We start from the raw sequence: 18708 nt of genomic DNA on the forward strand, positions 1-18708 counted from the left end.
CTTGCCGGCGCTCAAGTGAGGCGAGACTGCAATAGGGGTACCCCGGGTCCGGCGAGTCGACCGAACGCGGCGGTGCGTCCGCATACCGCCACCATCACCGCCACTCCCGGACCGTGGATCGTTTCGCCACGGCCCCAAGTTTTTCCGGTGTCCTCGTCGTGCAACGCGATGCCGCGGAGTCGTCGGCGCGGGAAAAAGCCGATCTGAGTCGGGCTGGTCAGGAAATCGAGCACCCTGGCGACTTGTGCGGGATCCGGGTGATGCGGAATTCCAAGAGGGATGCGTATGTCGGCACCGTGCACCAACACGTCAGCGAGGCCTGATAGCGGACCGGTCACCGGCGGGCTCAGCCTATGGTCGGCGCGACTACGCAACGTCTCGGCGATCTCGGCGGCTGATGCTTGCGCCCGGCGACGGGCCAACGCGTCGATGCCCCGATCGATACTTGCGTGACGGATGCCGCTGGCCAGGAAGCCCCAGAACCCGTCGGCAAAATCACTGACCAAATGCGCGGCTACGGTTTTGACATCCCACCCGGCGCAGAGGCTTGCCGTGGCCAGCTGATCGGGGCTGAGGCTGTCGATCAGGGTGGCGATCGACCGACGCTCGTCCGCCACCGCCGCGAATACCCGCTCGCGTTCTGCTCGGCTCAGGCGCACGGGCGCAGAATACCGGGATCAAGGCACAGTTTCGCCAGACCACCGATGTGCCGCACCGTTCGCAGGCGATCGCCTTGGTTAGCCGTTCGGCGTCGGCCACAGCGTCGTCAGTTTCGGGCTGCTGCCGGGGCGAGCCAGGTTCGTCTCGCGGCTTCCGCTCGATGCTCCGTCGGACCGCAGAACTGGCAGGTCAGACGTGGTGCCCCCGGCAGGATTCGAACTAGCCGGATGAGGCTCTAGCCCACCCGCCCTCGCGTGCGCTGATGCCGCTATTATTGCTGGCAGCAGACTATTTCACCGATTGCTGGTGTTAGATTCTGTTCGGTTCTGTATAGGCCCGTTATAGCCCGCTTATAGCCCGCTTATAGCCCGAAACTCGCCCGTGAGGAGCAGCAGCGATGCCGCAGAAGAAACCCGCCGCCGCCACCCGTAGCCGCCGGGGGTTCGGGCGGCTTCGCCAACGCGGGTCGGGCCGCTGGCAGGCGAGCTACCTCCATCACGGCGCGCTGCATTACGCCCCGGCGACGTTTCCGACGAAGGACTCCGGTGCGTCGTGGTTGCAGAACGAGCGTGACCTGATCGACCTCGACCGCCGCAAGCCGGGCACCTGGACCCCACCCGCCGAGCGGGTGACCAAGGCTGCGGCGCGCAAACTCACGCTGCGCGACTACGCGAAGCCGTGGCTGCAGCACCGCAACCTCTCGCCACGCACCCGCGACAACTACGAGTACCACCTTGAGCGGAACATCTTGCCGACACTGGGGGATTCGGCGCTGGCCGAGATTACGGCCGAGGACGTGCGCGTGTGGTTCACCGGCCTGGGCACCGAGCACCGCACCCGCAACGCTCAGGCCTATGGCGTGCTGCAGGCGGTGCTGAACACCGCGACCGATGACGGTCTGATCGACCGCAGCCCGGCCCGCATCAAGGGCGCGGCGGCGGTGAAGCACACCAAGCGGTCGGTGGTGTTGTTGGAGCCCGACGAGTTGGCGGCGCTGGCCGACAAGATGCCCGAGACGCTGCGGCTGACAGTGCTGCTGGCCGGGTGGTGCGGGCTGCGGCGAGGGGAGTTGTTCGCGCTGACGCGGGCCGACGTCGCCGACGATGCGGCCACGGTGCGCGTCAGCAAGGCGGTGACGTTCCGGCACGGCAAGTTCGAGGCCGGGCCGACCAAGACCAAGGAGTCCAACCGCACCGTCACCGTGCCGCCGCACCTGCGCCCGATCATCGCGGCGCACCTGCGCGCCTATGTCGGGGAGGCCAAGACGGCGCTGCTGTTCGCCGACCCGGCGACGGGTGGCTACTACGCCGAGGGCCGGTATCGCGCGCCGTTCTTCAACGCCCGGCAGGCCATCGGCAAGGACGAACTGCATTTCCACGATCTGCGGCACTTCGGCGGCGTGATGGCGGCGGTGGCCGGAGGCACCACGAAGGAGGTCATGGCCCGGTTGGGTCACGTCACCAGCGGCACCGCCATGCGCTATCAGCACGTCGCCGCCGGGCGGGCCGACATGCTCGCCGATCGCCTGTCGGAGCTGGCCGCTCCGGTGTCGGGCGACGCGCCAGCGGCGGGCTGAATCCCGCACTCAGGCAACGATTCTGAGATAGCAGTCGATAATATAACGGAACCACTCGCGCCCTAGGCTATTGTTAGCGAGCCGGTCACGTAGCCCCAGACCCGCACTCTCAGCCTCACTCTCCGTCTCAGGCACCACCCCTCCCGTCTCCGTCTCCCTCTCCCTTCTCAGCTGGGGATGATCACCAGACGACGGAGCAAATCCAGTGAGTGCCAAGACCACCACTCCGCATTTCATCTCCCTGCAGGACGCCGCGACCCGTACTGGGTTCTCGGTGTTCACCTTCCGCGAGAAGATCGCCAGCGGCGAGCTACCCGCCTACCGGCTCTCGGACAAGCCCGGCAGCGCCATCCGCGTGAAGGTCGTCGACGTCGACGCGCTGATGAAGCCGTTCATCCCGGCGGAGATATACGCCGATCGCTCGGCGGTCGCTCCATGATCTCTGCTGTCACGTCACCGAAATCGACACCGCCACAAGCCCTCCGATGTCGGGGAACTCCGCCCCGGCTCGGCGGGTGTGTGCACGGTCGCCTCGTAACGTCCAGAGACACAACCACATCGGTAGAGAGGAGACCCACCGATGACCGTCACCCTCGACAACCCCGACGCGCTGCTGCTGCCGCGTGACGTCGCCGCGCTGCGGTGCACCACCGAGAACGCCCTGGCGCAGGAGAGGTGGCGCGGTCGCGGCCCGCGCTATGTGCGCGACGGGCGGCGCGTGCTGTACCGGGCCGGTGACCTCACCGACTACATCGCCGCACACACGATTGAGCCGGGAGCGCCAGTGCCGCAACAGGAGTGAGAAACAGCGATGCCGCCCAGCGCGTCCGTTTGGCCTCGACGCATGTGCCGGGCGGCATCACCACCAACGACGACTCTACCGCAGAGTCACCCCGCACGATGTCCAACGAGAGGTACGGCCCGATGTCCAACGAGAGGGACAACATGGAGTTTAGCAACGATCCGCGCAGCGGTGCCGGATCACCAGAGGCCAACGGTCACAACGGCAACGGGCACGTCGTTCCGGCTGACCTCCCCGCCGACTTCGGTAAGCGCCCACGCAGGGTCAACGAGCGTCCGCCCGGCGACCACAGCCCGTACCCCGATCGGCCCGCCAACTTCGTGCCCGGTTCACCCGAGGCCGCGACGACCGTGGGCGGTCTCTATGCCGCTGAGCATGGTGTGGCGAGGGGCAAGCTGGCCAGGGGCACACGGGGTTACGAGACGGTCGCGCAGCTGGGCAGCGTCACCCTGGCTCACGCCAGGGCGACCGGGCTGATCGACCGTGACCACAAGCCCTCGGTGGCCGAGGTGTCGCAGTGGTACGCCGGACTGGACGCGGCGCTGGGGTGGGAGTGGGAGCCGGAGACGCCCGCCACAGTCGCCACCGCCGCCGGGCTCAAGGCCGCGATCAAGGGGCTGGACCCCGACCGCAAGATCGCGCTGACGACGATCGACGCGCTCGCGGCCGAGGGTGTGCAGTGGGCGGCGGCGGTGGTTGAGGCGGCGCGTGCGGAGAACACCTACGCCGCGCTCATCGGCGACCGTAAGCAGCGCCCGCTGTCGCTCACCACGGCGCAGCTGTACGACCGGGGAGCACCGCCCGAGGACATCGTCACGCTGCCCGCCGCGACAACCACGTCGCTCGGTGAGTCGGCTCGCGTCGTGCGCGCCTGGGACGCGGAAGATCGACTACGCGCCACTGAGCAGGCCCGCGCCACCGAGGCCGCGAAGCTGGTTGCCGCCGTGGAGATTCCCGGTCGGATCAACCTCGCGACATACACCCCTCCCGACACGGCCTGGCTGATCGACGGGCTGATACCGATGGACGGGAGCCTGGGCCTGTTCGCCGAGCGGAAGGCCGGCAAGACCACCACCGTGGTCGAGATGGTGCGCTCGATGCTAAGCGGCGACGAGTTCCTGGGTCGGTTCGCCACCCACCTGCCCGCCGGGGCGCGAGTGGCGTTGCTGGACACCGAGATGACCCCGGCGATGCTGCACCATGAGTACACGAAAGTCGGGGTGCCCGTCGATGACCTCGACCGCATCGACCTGCACCCGCTGCGGGGTCGCAGCCGCCTGCTGGACTTGCGCGACGACGCCACTCGGGCGCGCTGGCAGAACTTGATCGCGCCGGGCGCGTTGATCGTCGTGGACTGCCTCTACACCGTGCTCGCGGCGGCTCAGGTGGACGAGAGTTCGGCGCAGGTGTCCGACATCATCGACGGCATCAAGGCGCTCGCGGTCCAGTGCGGTGCCGCCGGGCTGGTCATCGTGCACCACCTCGGCAAGGACCCCACCAAAGGCGCTCGCGGCCATAGCTCGATCGAGGGTGGCGTCGACACCCTGGCGACCATCTGGCTCGACGGCCCGCCCGCCGCCGACACGCCCCGGCTGTTCTCGGCGACCGGGCGCCTTGATGTCGACGTGCCTCCGGCGCTGCTAAACCGTGGTGACGACAACCGGCTGACACTCAGCGCCAGCACTCCGAAGGCCGACCGCGCCAGGGCGGCGGATCGCAGCGACGACGACACCGCCTGGAAGCTCATCAGCGACCACCCCGGCAAGTCGCTGCGGGGTCTCGAAGAACTCCCGACCGAGACCCGCAAGCTGTCGCGGAGCCGCCTGCGGCGGGCGCTCGATCGGCTCGACGGCCTCGGCTACATCGTCAATCGCGGCAGCGCCGAGCGGCCCGCGTGGCACGCCGCCGACCGGCCTGGCGACGCCTTCACGATCGCTGCCGAGCGCGCCGATTGATGCGCGGCGCGGTCCGGCGCGGTTCGACTCGGCTCCGCAAAAGCCCAGGTGAACCGCGCCGATCAACACCCGGCGAGGTCCGTGAAAAGCCCAGGTCGGCGGCGAACCGCGCCGACGCGACCGGCGCGCTCCGAAACGCCCTCTGACCTGCGGGAACGACCAGTATCCCGCCCTCGTCGGGGTTAAGCGCGCCGAACCGCCCGGAGCGCGCCAGTCCGGAACCCGCGCACTAATAACCGCAGTTCAGAGCATATTTTTGGTGAAAAATGCGCCGAAGTGCGCCGGTTCGCCGACTGGAACCGCGCCGAGCGCGCCCGGTCCTTATGGGACCGGCGCGGTTGGCCGGTCCGTGGGCGCGGTCGGTTCAGAGGGATGGATGGGAGGCGGGTGAGAGGCGGCGGGTGGCGGCGTCACGGACCCACAGCGCACCGCGAGGGAGGCGGCGGCTCCCCGACGTCTGCACGGTGCGAGAACAGAATGGGAACATGCCTGGACCGACCATGACCCGAGAGGACAGCCGACGCCGCGCCGAGCGCGCCCACCGGCTGCGGGCACTCGGGCGCACCTGGCAGGAGATCGCCGACGCCGAGGGCTTCCAGTCCCGTGGAGCGGCGCGAACGGCTGTGGCGCGCTACACGTCCACCGAACCCGCCGAGAGCGCCGAGGAGGTGCGCCGGTCCGCGTCGGAGACGCTGCGCATCACCCGCTCGATCCTGTTGGGCCGCGTCGCCTCGGCCACTCAGCGCGGCGACGATCAGACGCTGGTGACCCTGACCCGCGAGGTGCACCGCAACATCGACCAATGGGCCAGGCTCGCTGGCGCTTACGCGCCGACCACTCAGCAGGTCGACGTCACCGTGTGGACGTCGCCGCAGGAGATCATCGCCGACACCGAGCGCCGGTTGCTTGCGCTCGCCGCCGAACGGCAACAACAGTTGCCCGCCAACATCATCGAGGGAGAAGTGATCGCATGACCACCGCCACGACGTCCGACGTCATCACCGCCGCGATGTCGATCGCCAGCGACGCCGCCGACGGCAAGCTGTCGCCGACCGATCTGCAGACCACCGCCGTCGCCGAGTGCCGGGAGTTGTTCGGCACCGTCGTCGGTGAAGGCGATGCCCTGTGGACCCTGCACGCCGACGTCGCCCGGCAGGCGATCGCGCTCGGGGCGCTGAGCGCCGACGAACTCAGCGAGTGGACAGCGGTGATGCGCCGCCGCACCGGAGAAGCGTCGGAGGCACCCGCCCCACCCCTCGACCTGTTGCCGGCGAAATCGGCTGCGAGCGTTGACGAGAGCCAGCCGGAATCGACCGACGAACCTGAAGCCACTCCGGCGGGCGGCGTGGCCGGGGCGCTCGCCGTCCTCGCGGCGCTCGCGACTGCAGCCCGCTCCGCCGAGACCGAGGCTGCGCCGACTCCTGCACCGAAGCGCCCCACCGACGGGTACGACCCGCTGGCGGGGTGGGACGCCGGAAGTAGTCGCCGACCGTGAAGCGTGCCGACATTGCCGCCACGGCAGGGCAATTGCGACTGATCCTCGCCGCGATCGAGCGGGGCGAGTTGGACGCCAGCGCGACCGAGCGCAACCGGCTTGAGGGCGCGGTGGCTGCACTCGACGCGCTGGCTGGAGACGCGCCAATCGTTTAACCCAAACGGTCGATTGCGTTATAAAATCGGGGTATGACTGCGCCTCGCACCCGCCGCCGCCGCACTCAGTCTGCGCCCGCTGGCACCGTCGCCGCCTACATTCGCGTGTCCACCGAGGAGCAAGCCGCCAGTGGTGCGGGCCTCGACGCACAGCGCGCCGCCATCGCCGCCGAGTGCGAGCGCCGGGGCTGGACGGTGGTGGCCTGGCACGCCGATGAGGGCATCAGCGGCGGCAAGGCGCTCGACGCCCGGCCCGGCCTGACCGCCGCGCTGGGCGAGGTGCAGTCGGCCACGGCGGCGGTGCTGATGGTCGCCAAGTCCGATCGGCTCGCACGGAGTCTGCCGACCCTGCTCGACGTCCTCGACCGGACTGAGCGTGCGGGCGGTGTAGTCGTCGCAGTCGATGGCACGGTCGACACGAGCACGGCGGCGGGCCGGTTCACGACCCAGATCATGGGCAGCGTCGCGGAGTTGGAACGCGGTCTGATCAGCGACCGGACTAAGGCCGCGTTGGCGGTCCGCAAGGCGCAGGGCGTTCGCCTCGGTCGCCCGACGACCGTGCCGCCCTCGGTGGTGGCCCGTATCGCCTCCGAGCGTGCTGCAGGCGCAACGTGGGCCGCTATCGCTGACGGGCTCAACACCGACGGCACACCGACCGGCCAGGGCGGCTCGAAGTGGTTCCCGAACACTGTTGCCCGCATCCATAAGCGAGCGGCGGTGTAACCCGACTAGCTATGAGGGTGGCTGAGCTACCGAGTTCCCGTCGGCTGCGTAAGGCGGTCCGAGGAATCGACGCACCATCTCATGCTCGGCATCGGCGTCTTGGAGGGGCCAGTACCACAGGGCTAGGAATGCTCGGATCAACCATTGTGCGGCAAGGGGATCGGGCGTGCTTAGCCCGACCATTTCGTTGGCGAAGCGGGTGACCATGGGTGAGTCGCTGAGCCATTCGTCGGCGGGGACTGTGGCCATCGAGCGCATGATCTGTGCGAGCGGATCGGCTCGCAGGCGTCGCAACGCGACTGTGGTGGCGGTGACGATGCGCTCTGATCCGGTCAGCCCAGCGATGGCTTCGCGAACCGAGTCGAGGATGCGTTCGGCTTGCCGGCCTAGAACGGCGTCGCGGATTGCTGCCTTACCTCCGGTGTGGCGGTAGATGGTCGCTGGTGAACAGTGAACTGTGGCGGCCAAGGTGTCGATGCTGAATGCGTCGTAGCCCTGACGCGACATCAGGTCGGCGGCGGCCGCGTAAATCCGTTCGGCAGCCTCGCTGTGGCGGTCGCGCCCAACCAGCCAGTCGTCAGTCGCCATCGGTCAGTTGTCCCCTCGCCGCGAACCCATGAAGTCGTTTTATCACTGTGAGAAGAATGGTGGCCGATTTCTCAGCGAAGGCGCTGGTCGGCTCACCGGACTGAGAAAGCGCCTCGCAACACTTACTGAGATGGGTTTTCACGTTCGCCGTGCACCGTTGACGCAGGTGTACACCGCGTTCAACCCTGAGCGCATGACCCTCTTGGCGGACGCGAAAGACTTCTTCGGAACCGACGCCCTACAGGACCCCTACCCGCTCTATGACCGGATGCGCCACCAAGCACCGGTGCACCGCATCGGTGACTCCGTCTTCTACGCCGTGTGCGGCTGGGACGCCGTGATGGAGGTCGTCAACCGCGTCGAGGACTTCTCGTCGAACCTGACCGCGACGATGGTGTATCACGACGATGGGACCGTTACCCCGTTCGACATGGGGCCTCTTGGTGGGCCTCAGAACGCGCTGGCCACAGCGGACGACCCGGTGCACGACGCGCATCGCAAGCTGCTGTTGCCCCACCTGTCCGCCAGGCGAGTAAATGTCATCGAAGAGTTTGCTCAAGACACTGCTCGGCGGCTTTGGTCGGAGGGGTTGGCCGACGGGCAGATCGAATGGATGAGCGCCATGGCCAATCGGCTCCCGATGATGGTGGTCGCCCGCTTGCTGGGGTTACCAGACGAAGATGTCGACAAGCTGATCCGACTGGGCTACGCCACCACCACCCTGCTCGACGGCGTCGTGAACCCGGCCCAACTCGAAGCCGCAGGCATGGCTGCAATGGAGCTGTCCGGGTACGTGATGGAGCACTTCGCGAAGGCCAGTGAAAGTCCTGGCCCGGGACTCATTGGCGACCTTGCTGCCCGCTACGCATCCGGTGAGTTGGAGCAACTCCCAGCGATGGCGATCATGCTCACATTGTTCAGCGCAGCAGGCGAATCCACTGCCTCCTTGCTGGGTAGTGCCGCGTGGATTCTGGTGAGCCATAGCGACATTCAAGAACAGGTCCGTGCCCATCCCGAACTGCTGGGTGCGTTCATCGAGGAGACGTTGCGCTATGAGTCGCCGTTTCGCGGTCACTACCGCCACGTAGTCAGAGACACCACGCTGGCCGGGGTCGATGTGCCCGCCGATTCCCGCCTGCTGTTGATGTGGGGAGCCGCAAACCGCGACCCCCAGCAGTTCGACAGACCCAACGAGTTTCGGCTCGACCGCAGCGGCGCAAAAGGGCACATCACCTTCGGCAAGGGTGCACACTTCTGCGTCGGGGCCGCACTGGCACGCCTGGAGGCTCAGATCGTATTGCGGATGCTGCTTGAGCAGACCGAGTGGATTCGCGCCGCCGACGTAGGGCAATGGCTGCCTAGCATCCTGGTCCGCCGACTCGAACGCCTGGAATTGGTGGTCTCATGACCGATCAGGCAGAGATCATCGCGTATTGCGAACTGTCCCAAGCGAAGGCCAAGTACTGCCGCGCTCTCGACACCCTGGATTGGGCCGCGTTAGCCGCGCTGATGACCGAAGGCATCGAATTTGGCATGAGTGACAGTGAATCCGAGCCTCACATGACCCTCGGACGCGACGAAACGCTGACGATGCTGCGATCCCTGGTCGCGGGCGCAAGGACCGCTCACCAAGTCCACACACCCGAGATCGACCTCAACGGAGAAGAGGCGCGGGTGATTTGGGCAGTGCAAGACCGGGCCGTGTTCGACAACGGCACGTCGGTCACCGGCTACGGGCACTACTACGAACGCTGGGTGCGCCAAGCGGGTGCATGGAGGATTGCGTCACTGACGCTGGTTCACCTCATCACCGACGTTCAGCACGCCAACACGTGACCAGATGACCTGATCAGTTCAAGTACGTGCCCTGATTCGTCAGTACTTACCCGACAGTGACGGGTTATCTGGCTATCCTGCAACAGATTTCGCCACCTTGGCCTCCTGCGTCGCTGCACCGCTGCCCTCTATTGTCGGTGCTATGCAGAGCACGATCGTTCTCGCCGATCCGACCGCGCTGACCCCGGCGCAGTGGTCGGGGCGGCTGGCCGCGTACCTCGCTCGCGGTCGCGGCAACGATGACCCCGCCGTGACCGCTTGCCGTGCGGCGCTGAGCTATTGGCGGTGCCGCCGGGTGATCGACGCCGAGGTCGACGCGCTCAACCCTGCGCACGCCGACGCGCTCGCTGCCCGACTCCGCACGGCGGTGCCCGCATGATCGCGATGCGCGGCAAGCCCTTGTCGACCCCCAAGACACCGACGCCGATCCGGCCCAGTCGGATGACGCCGCCCACTACTCCCAAGCCGCATCGCCCGTCGAGAGGACGACTCGCCATGAAGCAGGCCGATATTCGCCGCCGTCGCCGTGCCCACATGCCGACCGTGAACGATGGCGACTGGTCGCTACGCCGCGAGATCGCCGAGGTCGCCGCGCCTTTCGCCGCCCGCGCCGCCGCCCAGTCCATGCCGCTGCAGCTGCGGCGGCAGGTGCTGGCCTACGCCGACGCGGCGCATGAGGCGGCGGGCACGGCGACCGGCTGGGTGGCGGAGCGCGATGCTCGCCGCCGCACCGCGCATCTTGCCCATGACGAGGGCAAGCGTCGGTACGCGATGACGACGTTGATCGACCTCGCCCCGCGCCCGGCCCTGCCGGAGATCACTGACGAGATGATCGCCGATGGCAGCTGGGCGGCGGCGCTCATCGAGATGGTCGAGCCGGTCGACGCGGCGCTGAGCGACCTGCTGGCCAAGGCCTTTCCACCCGGCGCTCCTCCGCTGGGCGGTCAGCCGTCGCGCTCCGACCGGCTGGACCGGCTGCTGCGCGAGACCGTCGACCGGGCCGCGCTGTCGCTGGAGCGTGCGCTCAATGCTGCCGCCGAGAAGCAGACGGCCGCACCAAGCGCCAAGTCCGATCCTCGCGACGAACTCGCCGCGCTAGGTGTCGAGGTTTGAGACACCAATCCGTCAGAGAGACAGGACTTCTGATGACCGACTATTACAGCCCGCGTTGCCGGTCCTGCAACGGGCCGTGCTGGCTGTACAAGGGTGACGTCTGGGGTTACACCTGCTCGGCGTGCATCGACCGCCACCTGGAAGCGGCTGCAGCGCGTGCCGACGCCCGCGACCGCAAAGCCCGCGAACGACTGCTCTCGAAGCGGTTAAACCACAACGACTCTCCTCGCGTCTCGAAGGTGGGCGTCGGGGCGGTGATCTGAGCTATGTGCCGATCGCCCCGACGTCCCGCCAAAGAGATGAGAAGTAATGGGAAGCAATGTGAAGGAAGGCCATCAGATGACTAAGTCCCGCCGCCCGCTGAGATGGGCGGACCTCACCGCACGCGAACAGATGGGCCTGCGCATCGCCGTGCACGAGAGTTCTCACGCCGTCGCCGGGGCTCTGCTCGGTGGCCGTATCCGGTCGGCGGTGCTAACCAACAGCCGGGTGTGGGGCGTCGATGGGTTGACGACGTTCGAGGAGGTACCGGCCAGCAGTTCGCCTGCGATCGCCTATGCGGGACCGTTTGGCGAGGCGCGGTGGCTCGACGGTCGTCATCCCACCCAGCGCACGCTGTTCGCCCTGATACGGGGCAGCGGCCATGGCGACCACCGGGCGATCTGTGCGGCTGCCGCGTCGGCGGACGTGTACAGCTACGGCAACACCTCGGCGGAGGCGCGGCGGACGGTGCCGCCCCTGCTGGAACGCGCCTGGCCCGCCGTGATCAACCTCGCCAAGAAGATCCATGTCGACGGCGAGGCGACCCACGACGACGTGTGCAAGGCGTTGGGCATCACCGACAGCGGTGGACCCGGCAGCAGTCAACTCGCCAGCCTGCGTGCCGGATTGCGACGCGTGCCGCCGATCGCCGCCTGACTCCAACCGATCACCGCGCCGAGCCTCGGCGGCGTGGTGACCTGGCCACTCGATCGACCGACCAATGACACCACCGAGGAGACGACCGTGACCACCATCGAACGCCAGCCGGGCAGCCGCTGCATTGACTTCCTGCCCGACTACTGCCCGCACTGCAACCCGCTCGGCGACCAGGCCAACAGCCGGGTTCGGCTGGCCGCGCTCACGGAGCCGACGTCGGTGACGTGGCATGGCGGTCGGCGGCTGATCTGTGAGTACCGCTGCGACCGCTGCGGGCACCCGTGGGTGCGCGCCGATCTCTGGACCGCCGAGCACGCCGGTCTCGACCCCAAGCAACGGAGGACCGCCGCATGACCGCCGCGACCGCTGACCAGACCCGGCTCGCCGCCGTCCGCGTTCAGAGGGCCAGTCGAGGCCGGCAAAAGCCCAGCAGCCCTGCTGAACTGGCACGGCGCATCGTGCGCAACTACCGCATCACCCCCGCCATCGAGTTGATCTCCGACGTCATCAGCGACGCGATCGGCCAGCCGGGGCGGCGCTATGTAATCACCACCCCGCCGCGCACCGGCAAGAGCGTGCTGGTGTCGAGGGTGGGCGTGGTCGACGCGCTGCGGCACAACCCGAATGCTCAGATCATCCTCGCGTCCTACAGCGACGAACTGGCCCAGGATCACAGCCGCGAAGCGCGGGCGATGATCGCCGAGCACGCCGACCTGCTCGGTTACCGGCTGTCGGCGGACAAGACGGCGGTCGGTCGCTGGCGTGTCGACGGGCACGCCGGAGGCTTGCTGGCAGGCGGCATCAACTCCGGTGCAACAGGGTTCGGTGCAGACCTCCTGCTGGTGGATGACCCGGTGAAGGACGCCTCCGAGGCCGACTCCGCCGCCCACCGTCGCCGGGTGATCAACGAATTCCGGTCTACCTTGATGTCTCGCGTGCATCCCGGTGGCTCCGTGGTGCTTGTGATGACCCGGTGGCATCCCGATGATCTCGCGGGCACTCTGCTGCGCGACGAACCCGACGTCTGGACGCATGTGAACATTCCCGCCGTCGCGGAGGCGGGTATTCCCGACGCACTGGGCCGCGCTCCCGGCGTGGTGATGACCTCGGCGCTCGGGTACACCGCTGCAGAGTTCGCGGCGATTCGGCGCAGCGTCGGCGAGCGGGCGTGGTACTCCCTGTATCAGGGGGTGCCCGCCGCGCCCGAGGGCGGATTGATCAAGCGCGACTGGCTCGATCAGTGGCGGCTGCCCGCAGCGCCGACCGCCCCGACCAAGACCGTCGTCGGCGTCGACCCGGCTGACTCCGGCTCCGGTGACGCCTGTGGCATCGTAGCGGCGTCGCTGACCCGCGAGGGCGTGGTGGCGGTGATCGCCGACGTCTCCGCGCCGATGACGAGTGATCAATGGGCCAGGGCCGCTGTCGATTTGGCGGTCGACGTCGGGGCGTCGGAGATCGCCGTTGAAGGCTTTGCCGCCCGCGAGACCTACCAGCGCGTGGTGAAGGACGCCATTCGCCGGACCGCGACGCCGCACCCGATCAGGGTCACCACCTGGCCTCCCAAGGGCAGCGGGCGCGGCGGCGGCGATGCACTGGCACGGTCGGCGGCGCTGCTGCAGGGCTTGGAGACCGGCACCACCCGCATCGCGGGACACCTGCCCGACCTCGAACAGTCGGCGGTCACATGGCAGGCCGGACAGCACCAGCCCGACAGCCTCGCCGCACTCGTCGTGGCCCACGACGTGTTGGTCCACTCGATCGGTCAGCAGTGGGGCTTCTCGTCACCGCTCGACACCGAGCGGCGGATGCGCAACCAGTCGATCACGTCGATTCCCGAGTACCTGCGCCGCCGCGTCGGCGGGTAGCTGACTCGCCCGTCGTTGTCGGGGGTCTCGGACATACTCGCGCTCATGGCAGAAACCTGGGAGTCGCGAGACCTTCCCGTCCTTAAGGCAGCGGTCGAATTGTACGAGGAGAGTGGTCGACGCCTGCGCGCAAGCGCGATCGAGAAAGCCACCGGGTTCGATAAGGAGACCGTGCAGCGCGCCCTACGGGCGCTCTACCGCGAGCCGTACTTCGAGGAGGCGACCGGCAGCTTCGGGGGTGAGATCGTCTTCGTTGGCGAGCCGACCGGCGAGGCGTTGCGGGTCGCGGGGCAATGGCCGTCACCTGAGATGCAGTTACAGAGGTTGATCGAGGCGTTCGAGGCCGTTGCCGCCGACGAGTCGCGCCCCGAGGAGGAACGCAGCCGCGCCAAGAAGATCGGGCTGTGGCTCACCGGCGCACTCCAACAGGTGGCCATCGGCGCGCTCAGCGGCGCGGGCGGCAACCTAATGACGGGATAGACCATTAGCGAATGACCATCCAGGAAGAGTTGGGCGACATCAGCGGGTGGCGGGTGACGAAGGTCGTCCGAAATCCGTGGGGGCAGGTTCCGCACACGGGCGGTGGACGCTACCTGACCGATGCCGCCCGCGCCTACATGGACAGACTCTTGGCCCAGCAGCGGGTGCCTGACACGGAGAGCCGTCGACACCACTACGTCCCTCAGGCGTACCTGCGCAAATGGTCTTTCGACGGTCGGCGGGTGTGGACGCTCGACACGGTGACGGGATTGGTCAAGCCGCTCGGCACCAGGGATGTCTGCGTGAACGAGAACTTCTACAGGGTGATCGGACCGGATGGCGCGCCGCACAATCGAGTCGAGAAGCTGTTCGGTGTCGTAGATGCGGAACTTGGGCGAGTTCAGCGGCTATTTGATGACCTCGAAGACCCGGAAACCCTGAATTTCGATGACCTCTTGGGCCTGGGCATCACAATGGCGGTGCAGCGGATGCGGACTCTTCAGCAGAGGCGCGTTCAAACCCAGTACAGCGTGTGGATGGCGGCTCAAAGCCCCGAGTTCCGGTCGATCGCCGACGACGATCAGAACCCGCATCAGGCAGCTGGCATCCATACCGAGATGCTGTTCAGGGCTATGTGGGGTGGCGCCGACGTCCTCATCAAACGGCAGATCGAGGTCTGGGACGATCCGAAGGCGCGGTTTATGACGTGCGACGCGCCGGTGCTAATTCCCTTCGTGCGGAATGAGCGACCGGGAATCATGGACGCCGCGTACATCGTTTGGCCCGTGAGCCCGCGTCGCGTGGTAGCACTGAGCAGAAACGATGTCGGCGAAAAGGCTGTTATCCGCGAGGCCACCGGCGAACTCGTCGGAATCGTGCGAGATGCCGTTGAGCAGGGCCGCGAGCGCATGATCTTCGCCAGCGAGGCGCAGCGCGACCGGCTACCGACTGGCAAGCTGTTCCGACGCCGCACCCAGGTCCGCCTCCGATGCTCTGATCGCAGTCCGCAGGGCGAGTACGTCGCTCCTCCTGGGTGTGTGGTGAAGATGTCGGAGGCCTATGCCGACAAGCCAGATGTCGCGTTGTGCGCTCAGGGCCTGCACTCTCCTGCTCCCGAGATATTCCCGCTCGCCTAGCCGGGCGCAGCTGGCCCCTGCAGGTCGGCGAAGGTCTCAACGATCGCCGCCACGTGGTCGATCAGATCGCCCACGGCGAACAAGCTGATCTCGGAACCGTTATTGGCTCGGAAGGAGAAGTCCACATTGGGCGGAGCTGGCTGCTCGAAATTGATACCTGACGACCAGAGCATCACGGCGTCGTCGTGCGGCACTCCGTCGGGGTAGACGGACACTCGCGCCACCTTGACTGATGTACCGGGTTTGATCGTGACGACTGGCCCTTTGTCGATGTCGCCAGGTGCTCGATCTAGCCAGATGTCAACGCCGATGCCCGTGCCCGAGGGCCAGACGGCGTTGGCCGAAAACGCCGCAGCCGCACACAGGACTAGGTTGCGGTGCTTGTCGGTGCCGCCCAGACCTCGCAATGTCGGGAGAGCGTTGACATTCTCGCCCGTCTGGGAGAAAGGCTGCGCGGCCTTCATGAGATCGGCGGCCTCCGGCCAGACGCCGGGCACCTTCTTCTCGACCACCGAGTCCCAGGGGTCGGCAGTGTTGACGATGGGGAACGCCACCCTCTCTGCCTGCTTGCCGTCAGGGGTGCCCCCTGCAGCCAGATAGCACTGAAAGGCAACGTATTCGAGCGCGGACCGGACGTTGTTGACGATCTGCCCGGCCATCAGGGGGAGGTTCCTCGCAGGTTCGGAGGTGACTGCGACTTCCCAGAGGTACATCGCGAACTGCGGGTGGCGAACAGTCCGGACGCCGATGCCGCCGTTCTCCATCCAACCCATGAACACGTTCATCAACTCGCCGCACTGGCCCTTGGCCTCAGTGATGCGAGCGCGGGAATCGGATAGGTCTAGGACGCCGGTCATCGTAACGACCAGAGTAGGGCGACCGTCCGACGAGAGGACCACTTGCTATAGCCCGGATATAGCCCGGCTCACCCGGATACCTGCATCTACATGGTGCCCCCGGCAGGATTCGAAAGTGCCGCCCGGTTTCTAGCAAATATGCCCCATGACCTGCGATAACGTTGCAGCCCAACGGATTTAACGGTCTCGATGTTCGCTCACTTCGCGCATCAGGCGCGGGGTAGAATGGTCGGCATCGTTGAACCATCGTTGGGTAGTCGCAAACATGCTGGCCAACTTGATGGGCCGCAGGATTCAAACGGATTTGCCTTGCGATTGCAGAGGGGATGGGCTGGTAATGGCCGGTAAGAAAAACCCGCGCGAGTGGGGATCAATCCGCAAGCAGCCGACGAAATCAGCGCGCTATCAGGCGTCGTACGTCGGTCCCGGTCTGCGGCGGCACTTCGCCCCGGTGACCTTCGAATCGAAAATGATGGCCGAACGTTGGCTCAACATAGAAAAGGACCGGATCGACCGCTGCGCGGCCAGCGACGAAGGGCTGGCGTCGTGGAAACCGCCAGAAGTAATCAGCGAGGAAACCAAAGCGGTAGCGCTCACGGTCGCGCAATACGCCAAGACGGTCATCGGTGAACGCAACCTCAAAGCCCGAACGCGAATCGGCTACGAAGCGTCGTTGACCAATTCCATCGAACCCAAGCTTGGCCGATACGCCGTTCGGGATCTCATGCCCGCTTTGGTGCGTTCGTGGTTTTCTGGCCTTGGCAGCACCCACCCGACGCGCAACGCGCACGCCTACGCGCTTCTGAACATGGTCTGCAATACCGCCGTGCGTGACGGGTTGATCGAGCGCAATCCGTGCATGATCGAACGGGCGATGAATCCGAAAACGAAGCGCCAGGCCGTCGTGCCCACGATTCCCGAACTTGAGGCCATCGCCGACAGGCTCGGCAGCGACACCAAAAATGCCCGCTTCCGTGCGCTGGTATTGCTTTCGGCCTGGTGCGGCCTGCGGTATGGCGAAGTGTCCGAATTGCGCCGCAAGGATTTCGATGCCGACTGCTCGGTGGTCACGGTAGCGCGTGCTGTGACACATCGACGCGGCGATGATGGGCAATGGTGCCGAATCGACACGCCCAAAGACGGCAAGCCTGCCAAGGTGGTGATTCCTCCACATATTCGAGCCGACATTAAAGAGCACTTGGCGAAATATGTTGATAAGAGCGGGGATTCGTTGCTCTTTACTCCGGCGCGCGGTGGCTGCCATGTCAATGATCGCGTGTCTGCCAAAGACGTATTCGAACCGGCGCTAGTTGCGACTGGCCGCGAAGATATGCGCGTGCACGATCTGCGACACTTCGCAGGCACGATGACGGCTCAGGTCGGCAACCTGGTCGAGACAATGGCTCGGTTGCGACACACGACGCACAAGGCCAGCCTGATCTATCAACAGCAGGTGTCGGGGCGTGACATTGCGGTTGCCGACGCTCTGTCGGCACTGAGAGCGGAAACCCTTTCTGCGGCCACTGTGGGGAGTGGGTCGGCCTGATGAACCAACCCGACCCGATGGAATTTCTAGCAGCTCTGATGAATCGAGCCCAGACCTTGGAGATAGTCAATCGCACCGAAGCGAAAGCGAAACGCGGCGCAGAGCTGCGACCGTGGGGGATGGGTGTCAAGCGATATCTGGTCGATTCCGGTGGCAGTCTGGCCCTTGATGACGCGGGTTTCATGACCGACTACGCGGGCGACATGGTGAGCGGGACAGCGGTATTCCCGATCATGAACGCAACTGACGGCATCACCGCGATTGGCGAATTAATCGCTGGCAGAATCGATTCCGAAGACAAGAAGGGCTCCGGTGATAGTCACGCATCGTCTCTGCTGACGCTGAGCCGCATGGCAACCGAATCGGCAGCGACCACCATATGGCTGGTGATGAGCACTGACCGGGAGATAAGACGAAGCCTCAGCGTGCGCTTCACCGCGTCGGAGCTCGACGAGCAAAGGAAGTATCAGAGCGCGGCGCGTAAGTGGCATGAACTCGGGCCCGGCAGGAATCAACCGGTGGAGTACCAGAAGTTGCTCGAACACATTCGGCTGTTCGATGAGCGCGTGGCGATGTTGGAAAGAGGCAAGCAGGAGACTCCGACAGCCAAGGTGCTGGGTAAGAGCAATGTTGTTGCAGCGGCCGCCCGTTGGCTTGACCAGCACCCGCCGATTCATGACTCAGGCCCCTACGGTCGAGGGGCCTTCGGGTTCGAATACGTTGCGGCGTCGTTCTATAACGTGAGTTCGGCCATTGTTCACGGTCTCAAGTGGCCGCTGGACTACATGCCGAACGGCGAAGTTGACTTGTCTCGCATGATCGTGGAGGGCGTCAACGTCGCGGTTTCCATGGCTGAGTGCGCCGTGGCGCTGTTTGAGGCGCAGGCGCAGAACTGGCACGCCGAAACCGACAGGCCGCTTCTCTATCCGGACTCGCTGCAACCGACAATCGAGCAATGGGCCACGCTTTACCCGGTGCAATGAAAGACGTTGCTACACAGCCT

23 protein-coding genes are annotated in these 18708 nt (G+C 66.2%); 20 read left to right on the forward strand and 3 right to left on the reverse strand.

What is annotated here, in order from left to right; genetic code table 11:
• Positions 1-11: 11 nt before the first annotated feature.
• Positions 12-659 (reverse strand): maleylpyruvate isomerase family mycothiol-dependent enzyme, encoded by a 648-nt coding sequence (locus RCP80_RS06230; protein ID WP_308481505.1) that lies wholly within the window; start codon positions 657-659, stop codon positions 12-14.
• Positions 660-1057: 398 nt separating this feature from the next.
• Here RCP80_RS06230 and RCP80_RS06235 point away from each other — a divergent pair, with 398 nt between their 5' ends.
• The 8 genes from RCP80_RS06235 (at position 1058) to RCP80_RS06270 (ending at position 7366) form a co-directional block, all read left to right on the forward strand.
• Complete coding sequence (locus RCP80_RS06235) at positions 1058-2236, forward strand: tyrosine-type recombinase/integrase (protein ID WP_308481506.1); 1179 nt, start codon at positions 1058-1060, stop codon at positions 2234-2236.
• 205 nt (positions 2237-2441) lie between these two features.
• Positions 2442-2675, forward strand: coding sequence for an excisionase family DNA-binding protein (locus tag RCP80_RS06240; protein ID WP_308481507.1), 234 nt, complete (start codon positions 2442-2444; stop codon positions 2673-2675).
• A gap of 141 nt (positions 2676-2816) precedes the next feature.
• Positions 2817-3038: a DNA-binding protein gene (locus RCP80_RS06245; RefSeq protein ID WP_308481508.1), complete on the forward strand. Its 222-nt coding sequence runs from the start codon at positions 2817-2819 to the stop codon at positions 3036-3038.
• A 122-nt stretch (positions 3039-3160) separates the two neighbouring features.
• Complete coding sequence (locus RCP80_RS06250; RefSeq protein WP_308481509.1) at positions 3161-4993, forward strand: ATP-binding protein; 1833 nt, start codon at positions 3161-3163, stop codon at positions 4991-4993.
• Positions 4994-5478: 485 nt separating this feature from the next.
• A complete protein-coding gene (locus tag RCP80_RS06255) occupies positions 5479-5967 on the forward strand; it encodes a hypothetical protein (RefSeq protein ID WP_308481510.1) in 489 nt (162 codons plus the stop codon).
• Complete coding sequence (locus tag RCP80_RS06260) at positions 5964-6488, forward strand: flagellar hook-length control protein (protein WP_308481511.1); 525 nt, start codon at positions 5964-5966, stop codon at positions 6486-6488. Before RCP80_RS06255 ends, RCP80_RS06260 begins: the two co-directional genes overlap by 4 nt.
• On the forward strand, positions 6485-6643 hold the full coding sequence (locus RCP80_RS06265) for a hypothetical protein (protein WP_308481512.1): 159 nt from the start codon (positions 6485-6487) through the stop codon (positions 6641-6643). Before RCP80_RS06260 ends, RCP80_RS06265 begins: the two co-directional genes overlap by 4 nt.
• Positions 6644-6676: 33 nt before the next feature.
• The gene (locus RCP80_RS06270) at positions 6677-7366 is read left to right on the forward strand and encodes a recombinase family protein (RefSeq protein ID WP_308481513.1); all 690 of its coding nucleotides are present in this window, start codon (positions 6677-6679) and stop codon (positions 7364-7366) included.
• A gap of 9 nt (positions 7367-7375) precedes the next feature.
• Here RCP80_RS06270 and RCP80_RS06275 read toward each other — a convergent pair whose 3' ends face one another.
• Positions 7376-7954 (reverse strand): TetR/AcrR family transcriptional regulator, encoded by a 579-nt coding sequence (locus RCP80_RS06275; protein ID WP_308481514.1) that lies wholly within the window; start codon positions 7952-7954, stop codon positions 7376-7378.
• Positions 7955-8147: 193 nt separating this feature from the next.
• Between RCP80_RS06275 and RCP80_RS06280 the strand changes: the two genes are divergently transcribed.
• The 10 genes from RCP80_RS06280 (at position 8148) to RCP80_RS06325 (ending at position 15302) form a co-directional block, all read left to right on the forward strand.
• Positions 8148-9362, forward strand: a complete 1215-nt coding sequence (locus tag RCP80_RS06280) for a cytochrome P450 (protein WP_308482726.1) — start codon at positions 8148-8150, stop codon at positions 9360-9362.
• The gene (locus RCP80_RS06285) at positions 9359-9790 is read left to right on the forward strand and encodes a nuclear transport factor 2 family protein (protein WP_308481515.1); all 432 of its coding nucleotides are present in this window, start codon (positions 9359-9361) and stop codon (positions 9788-9790) included. Before RCP80_RS06280 ends, RCP80_RS06285 begins: the two co-directional genes overlap by 4 nt.
• 142 nt (positions 9791-9932) lie before the next feature.
• A complete protein-coding gene (locus tag RCP80_RS06290; RefSeq protein ID WP_308481516.1) occupies positions 9933-10169 on the forward strand; it encodes a hypothetical protein in 237 nt (78 codons plus the stop codon).
• A 116-nt stretch (positions 10170-10285) separates the two neighbouring features.
• Positions 10286-10903 carry a hypothetical protein gene (locus RCP80_RS06295; protein ID WP_308481517.1) on the forward strand — a complete coding sequence of 206 codons (618 nt, stop codon included), beginning with the start codon at positions 10286-10288 and terminating at the stop codon, positions 10901-10903.
• A 32-nt stretch (positions 10904-10935) separates the two neighbouring features.
• Positions 10936-11166 (forward strand): hypothetical protein, encoded by a 231-nt coding sequence (locus RCP80_RS06300; RefSeq protein WP_308481518.1) that lies wholly within the window; start codon positions 10936-10938, stop codon positions 11164-11166.
• 76 nt (positions 11167-11242) lie between these two features.
• The gene (locus RCP80_RS06305; protein WP_308481519.1) at positions 11243-11821 is read left to right on the forward strand and encodes a hypothetical protein; all 579 of its coding nucleotides are present in this window, start codon (positions 11243-11245) and stop codon (positions 11819-11821) included.
• Between the two features lie 33 nt (positions 11822-11854).
• Positions 11855-12175: a hypothetical protein gene (locus RCP80_RS06310; protein ID WP_308481520.1), complete on the forward strand. Its 321-nt coding sequence runs from the start codon at positions 11855-11857 to the stop codon at positions 12173-12175.
• Complete coding sequence (locus RCP80_RS06315; RefSeq protein ID WP_308481521.1) at positions 12172-13686, forward strand: terminase large subunit domain-containing protein; 1515 nt, start codon at positions 12172-12174, stop codon at positions 13684-13686. The genes RCP80_RS06310 and RCP80_RS06315 overlap by 4 nt, the downstream gene beginning before the upstream one ends.
• 45 nt (positions 13687-13731) lie before the next feature.
• On the forward strand, positions 13732-14166 hold the full coding sequence (locus RCP80_RS06320; protein ID WP_308481522.1) for a hypothetical protein: 435 nt from the start codon (positions 13732-13734) through the stop codon (positions 14164-14166).
• Positions 14167-14177: 11 nt separating this feature from the next.
• Complete coding sequence (locus RCP80_RS06325; RefSeq protein ID WP_308481523.1) at positions 14178-15302, forward strand: DUF4238 domain-containing protein; 1125 nt, start codon at positions 14178-14180, stop codon at positions 15300-15302.
• Here RCP80_RS06325 and RCP80_RS06330 read toward each other — a convergent pair.
• Positions 15299-16159, reverse strand: coding sequence for a hypothetical protein (locus tag RCP80_RS06330; protein ID WP_308481524.1), 861 nt, complete (start codon positions 16157-16159; stop codon positions 15299-15301). The genes RCP80_RS06325 and RCP80_RS06330 overlap by 4 nt on opposite strands.
• A gap of 265 nt (positions 16160-16424) precedes the next feature.
• Between RCP80_RS06330 and RCP80_RS06335 the strand changes: the two genes are divergently transcribed.
• The gene (locus tag RCP80_RS06335; protein ID WP_308481525.1) at positions 16425-17705 is read left to right on the forward strand and encodes a tyrosine-type recombinase/integrase; all 1281 of its coding nucleotides are present in this window, start codon (positions 16425-16427) and stop codon (positions 17703-17705) included.
• The gene (locus RCP80_RS06340) at positions 17705-18688 is read left to right on the forward strand and encodes a hypothetical protein (protein WP_308481526.1); all 984 of its coding nucleotides are present in this window, start codon (positions 17705-17707) and stop codon (positions 18686-18688) included. The genes RCP80_RS06335 and RCP80_RS06340 overlap by 1 nt, the downstream gene beginning before the upstream one ends.
• Positions 18689-18708 lie beyond the last annotated feature (20 nt).

It is taken from the genome of Mycolicibacterium sp. MU0053, assembly GCF_963378095.1.
Taxonomy (GTDB): Bacteria; Actinomycetota; Actinomycetes; order Mycobacteriales; family Mycobacteriaceae; genus Mycobacterium; species Mycobacterium burgundiense.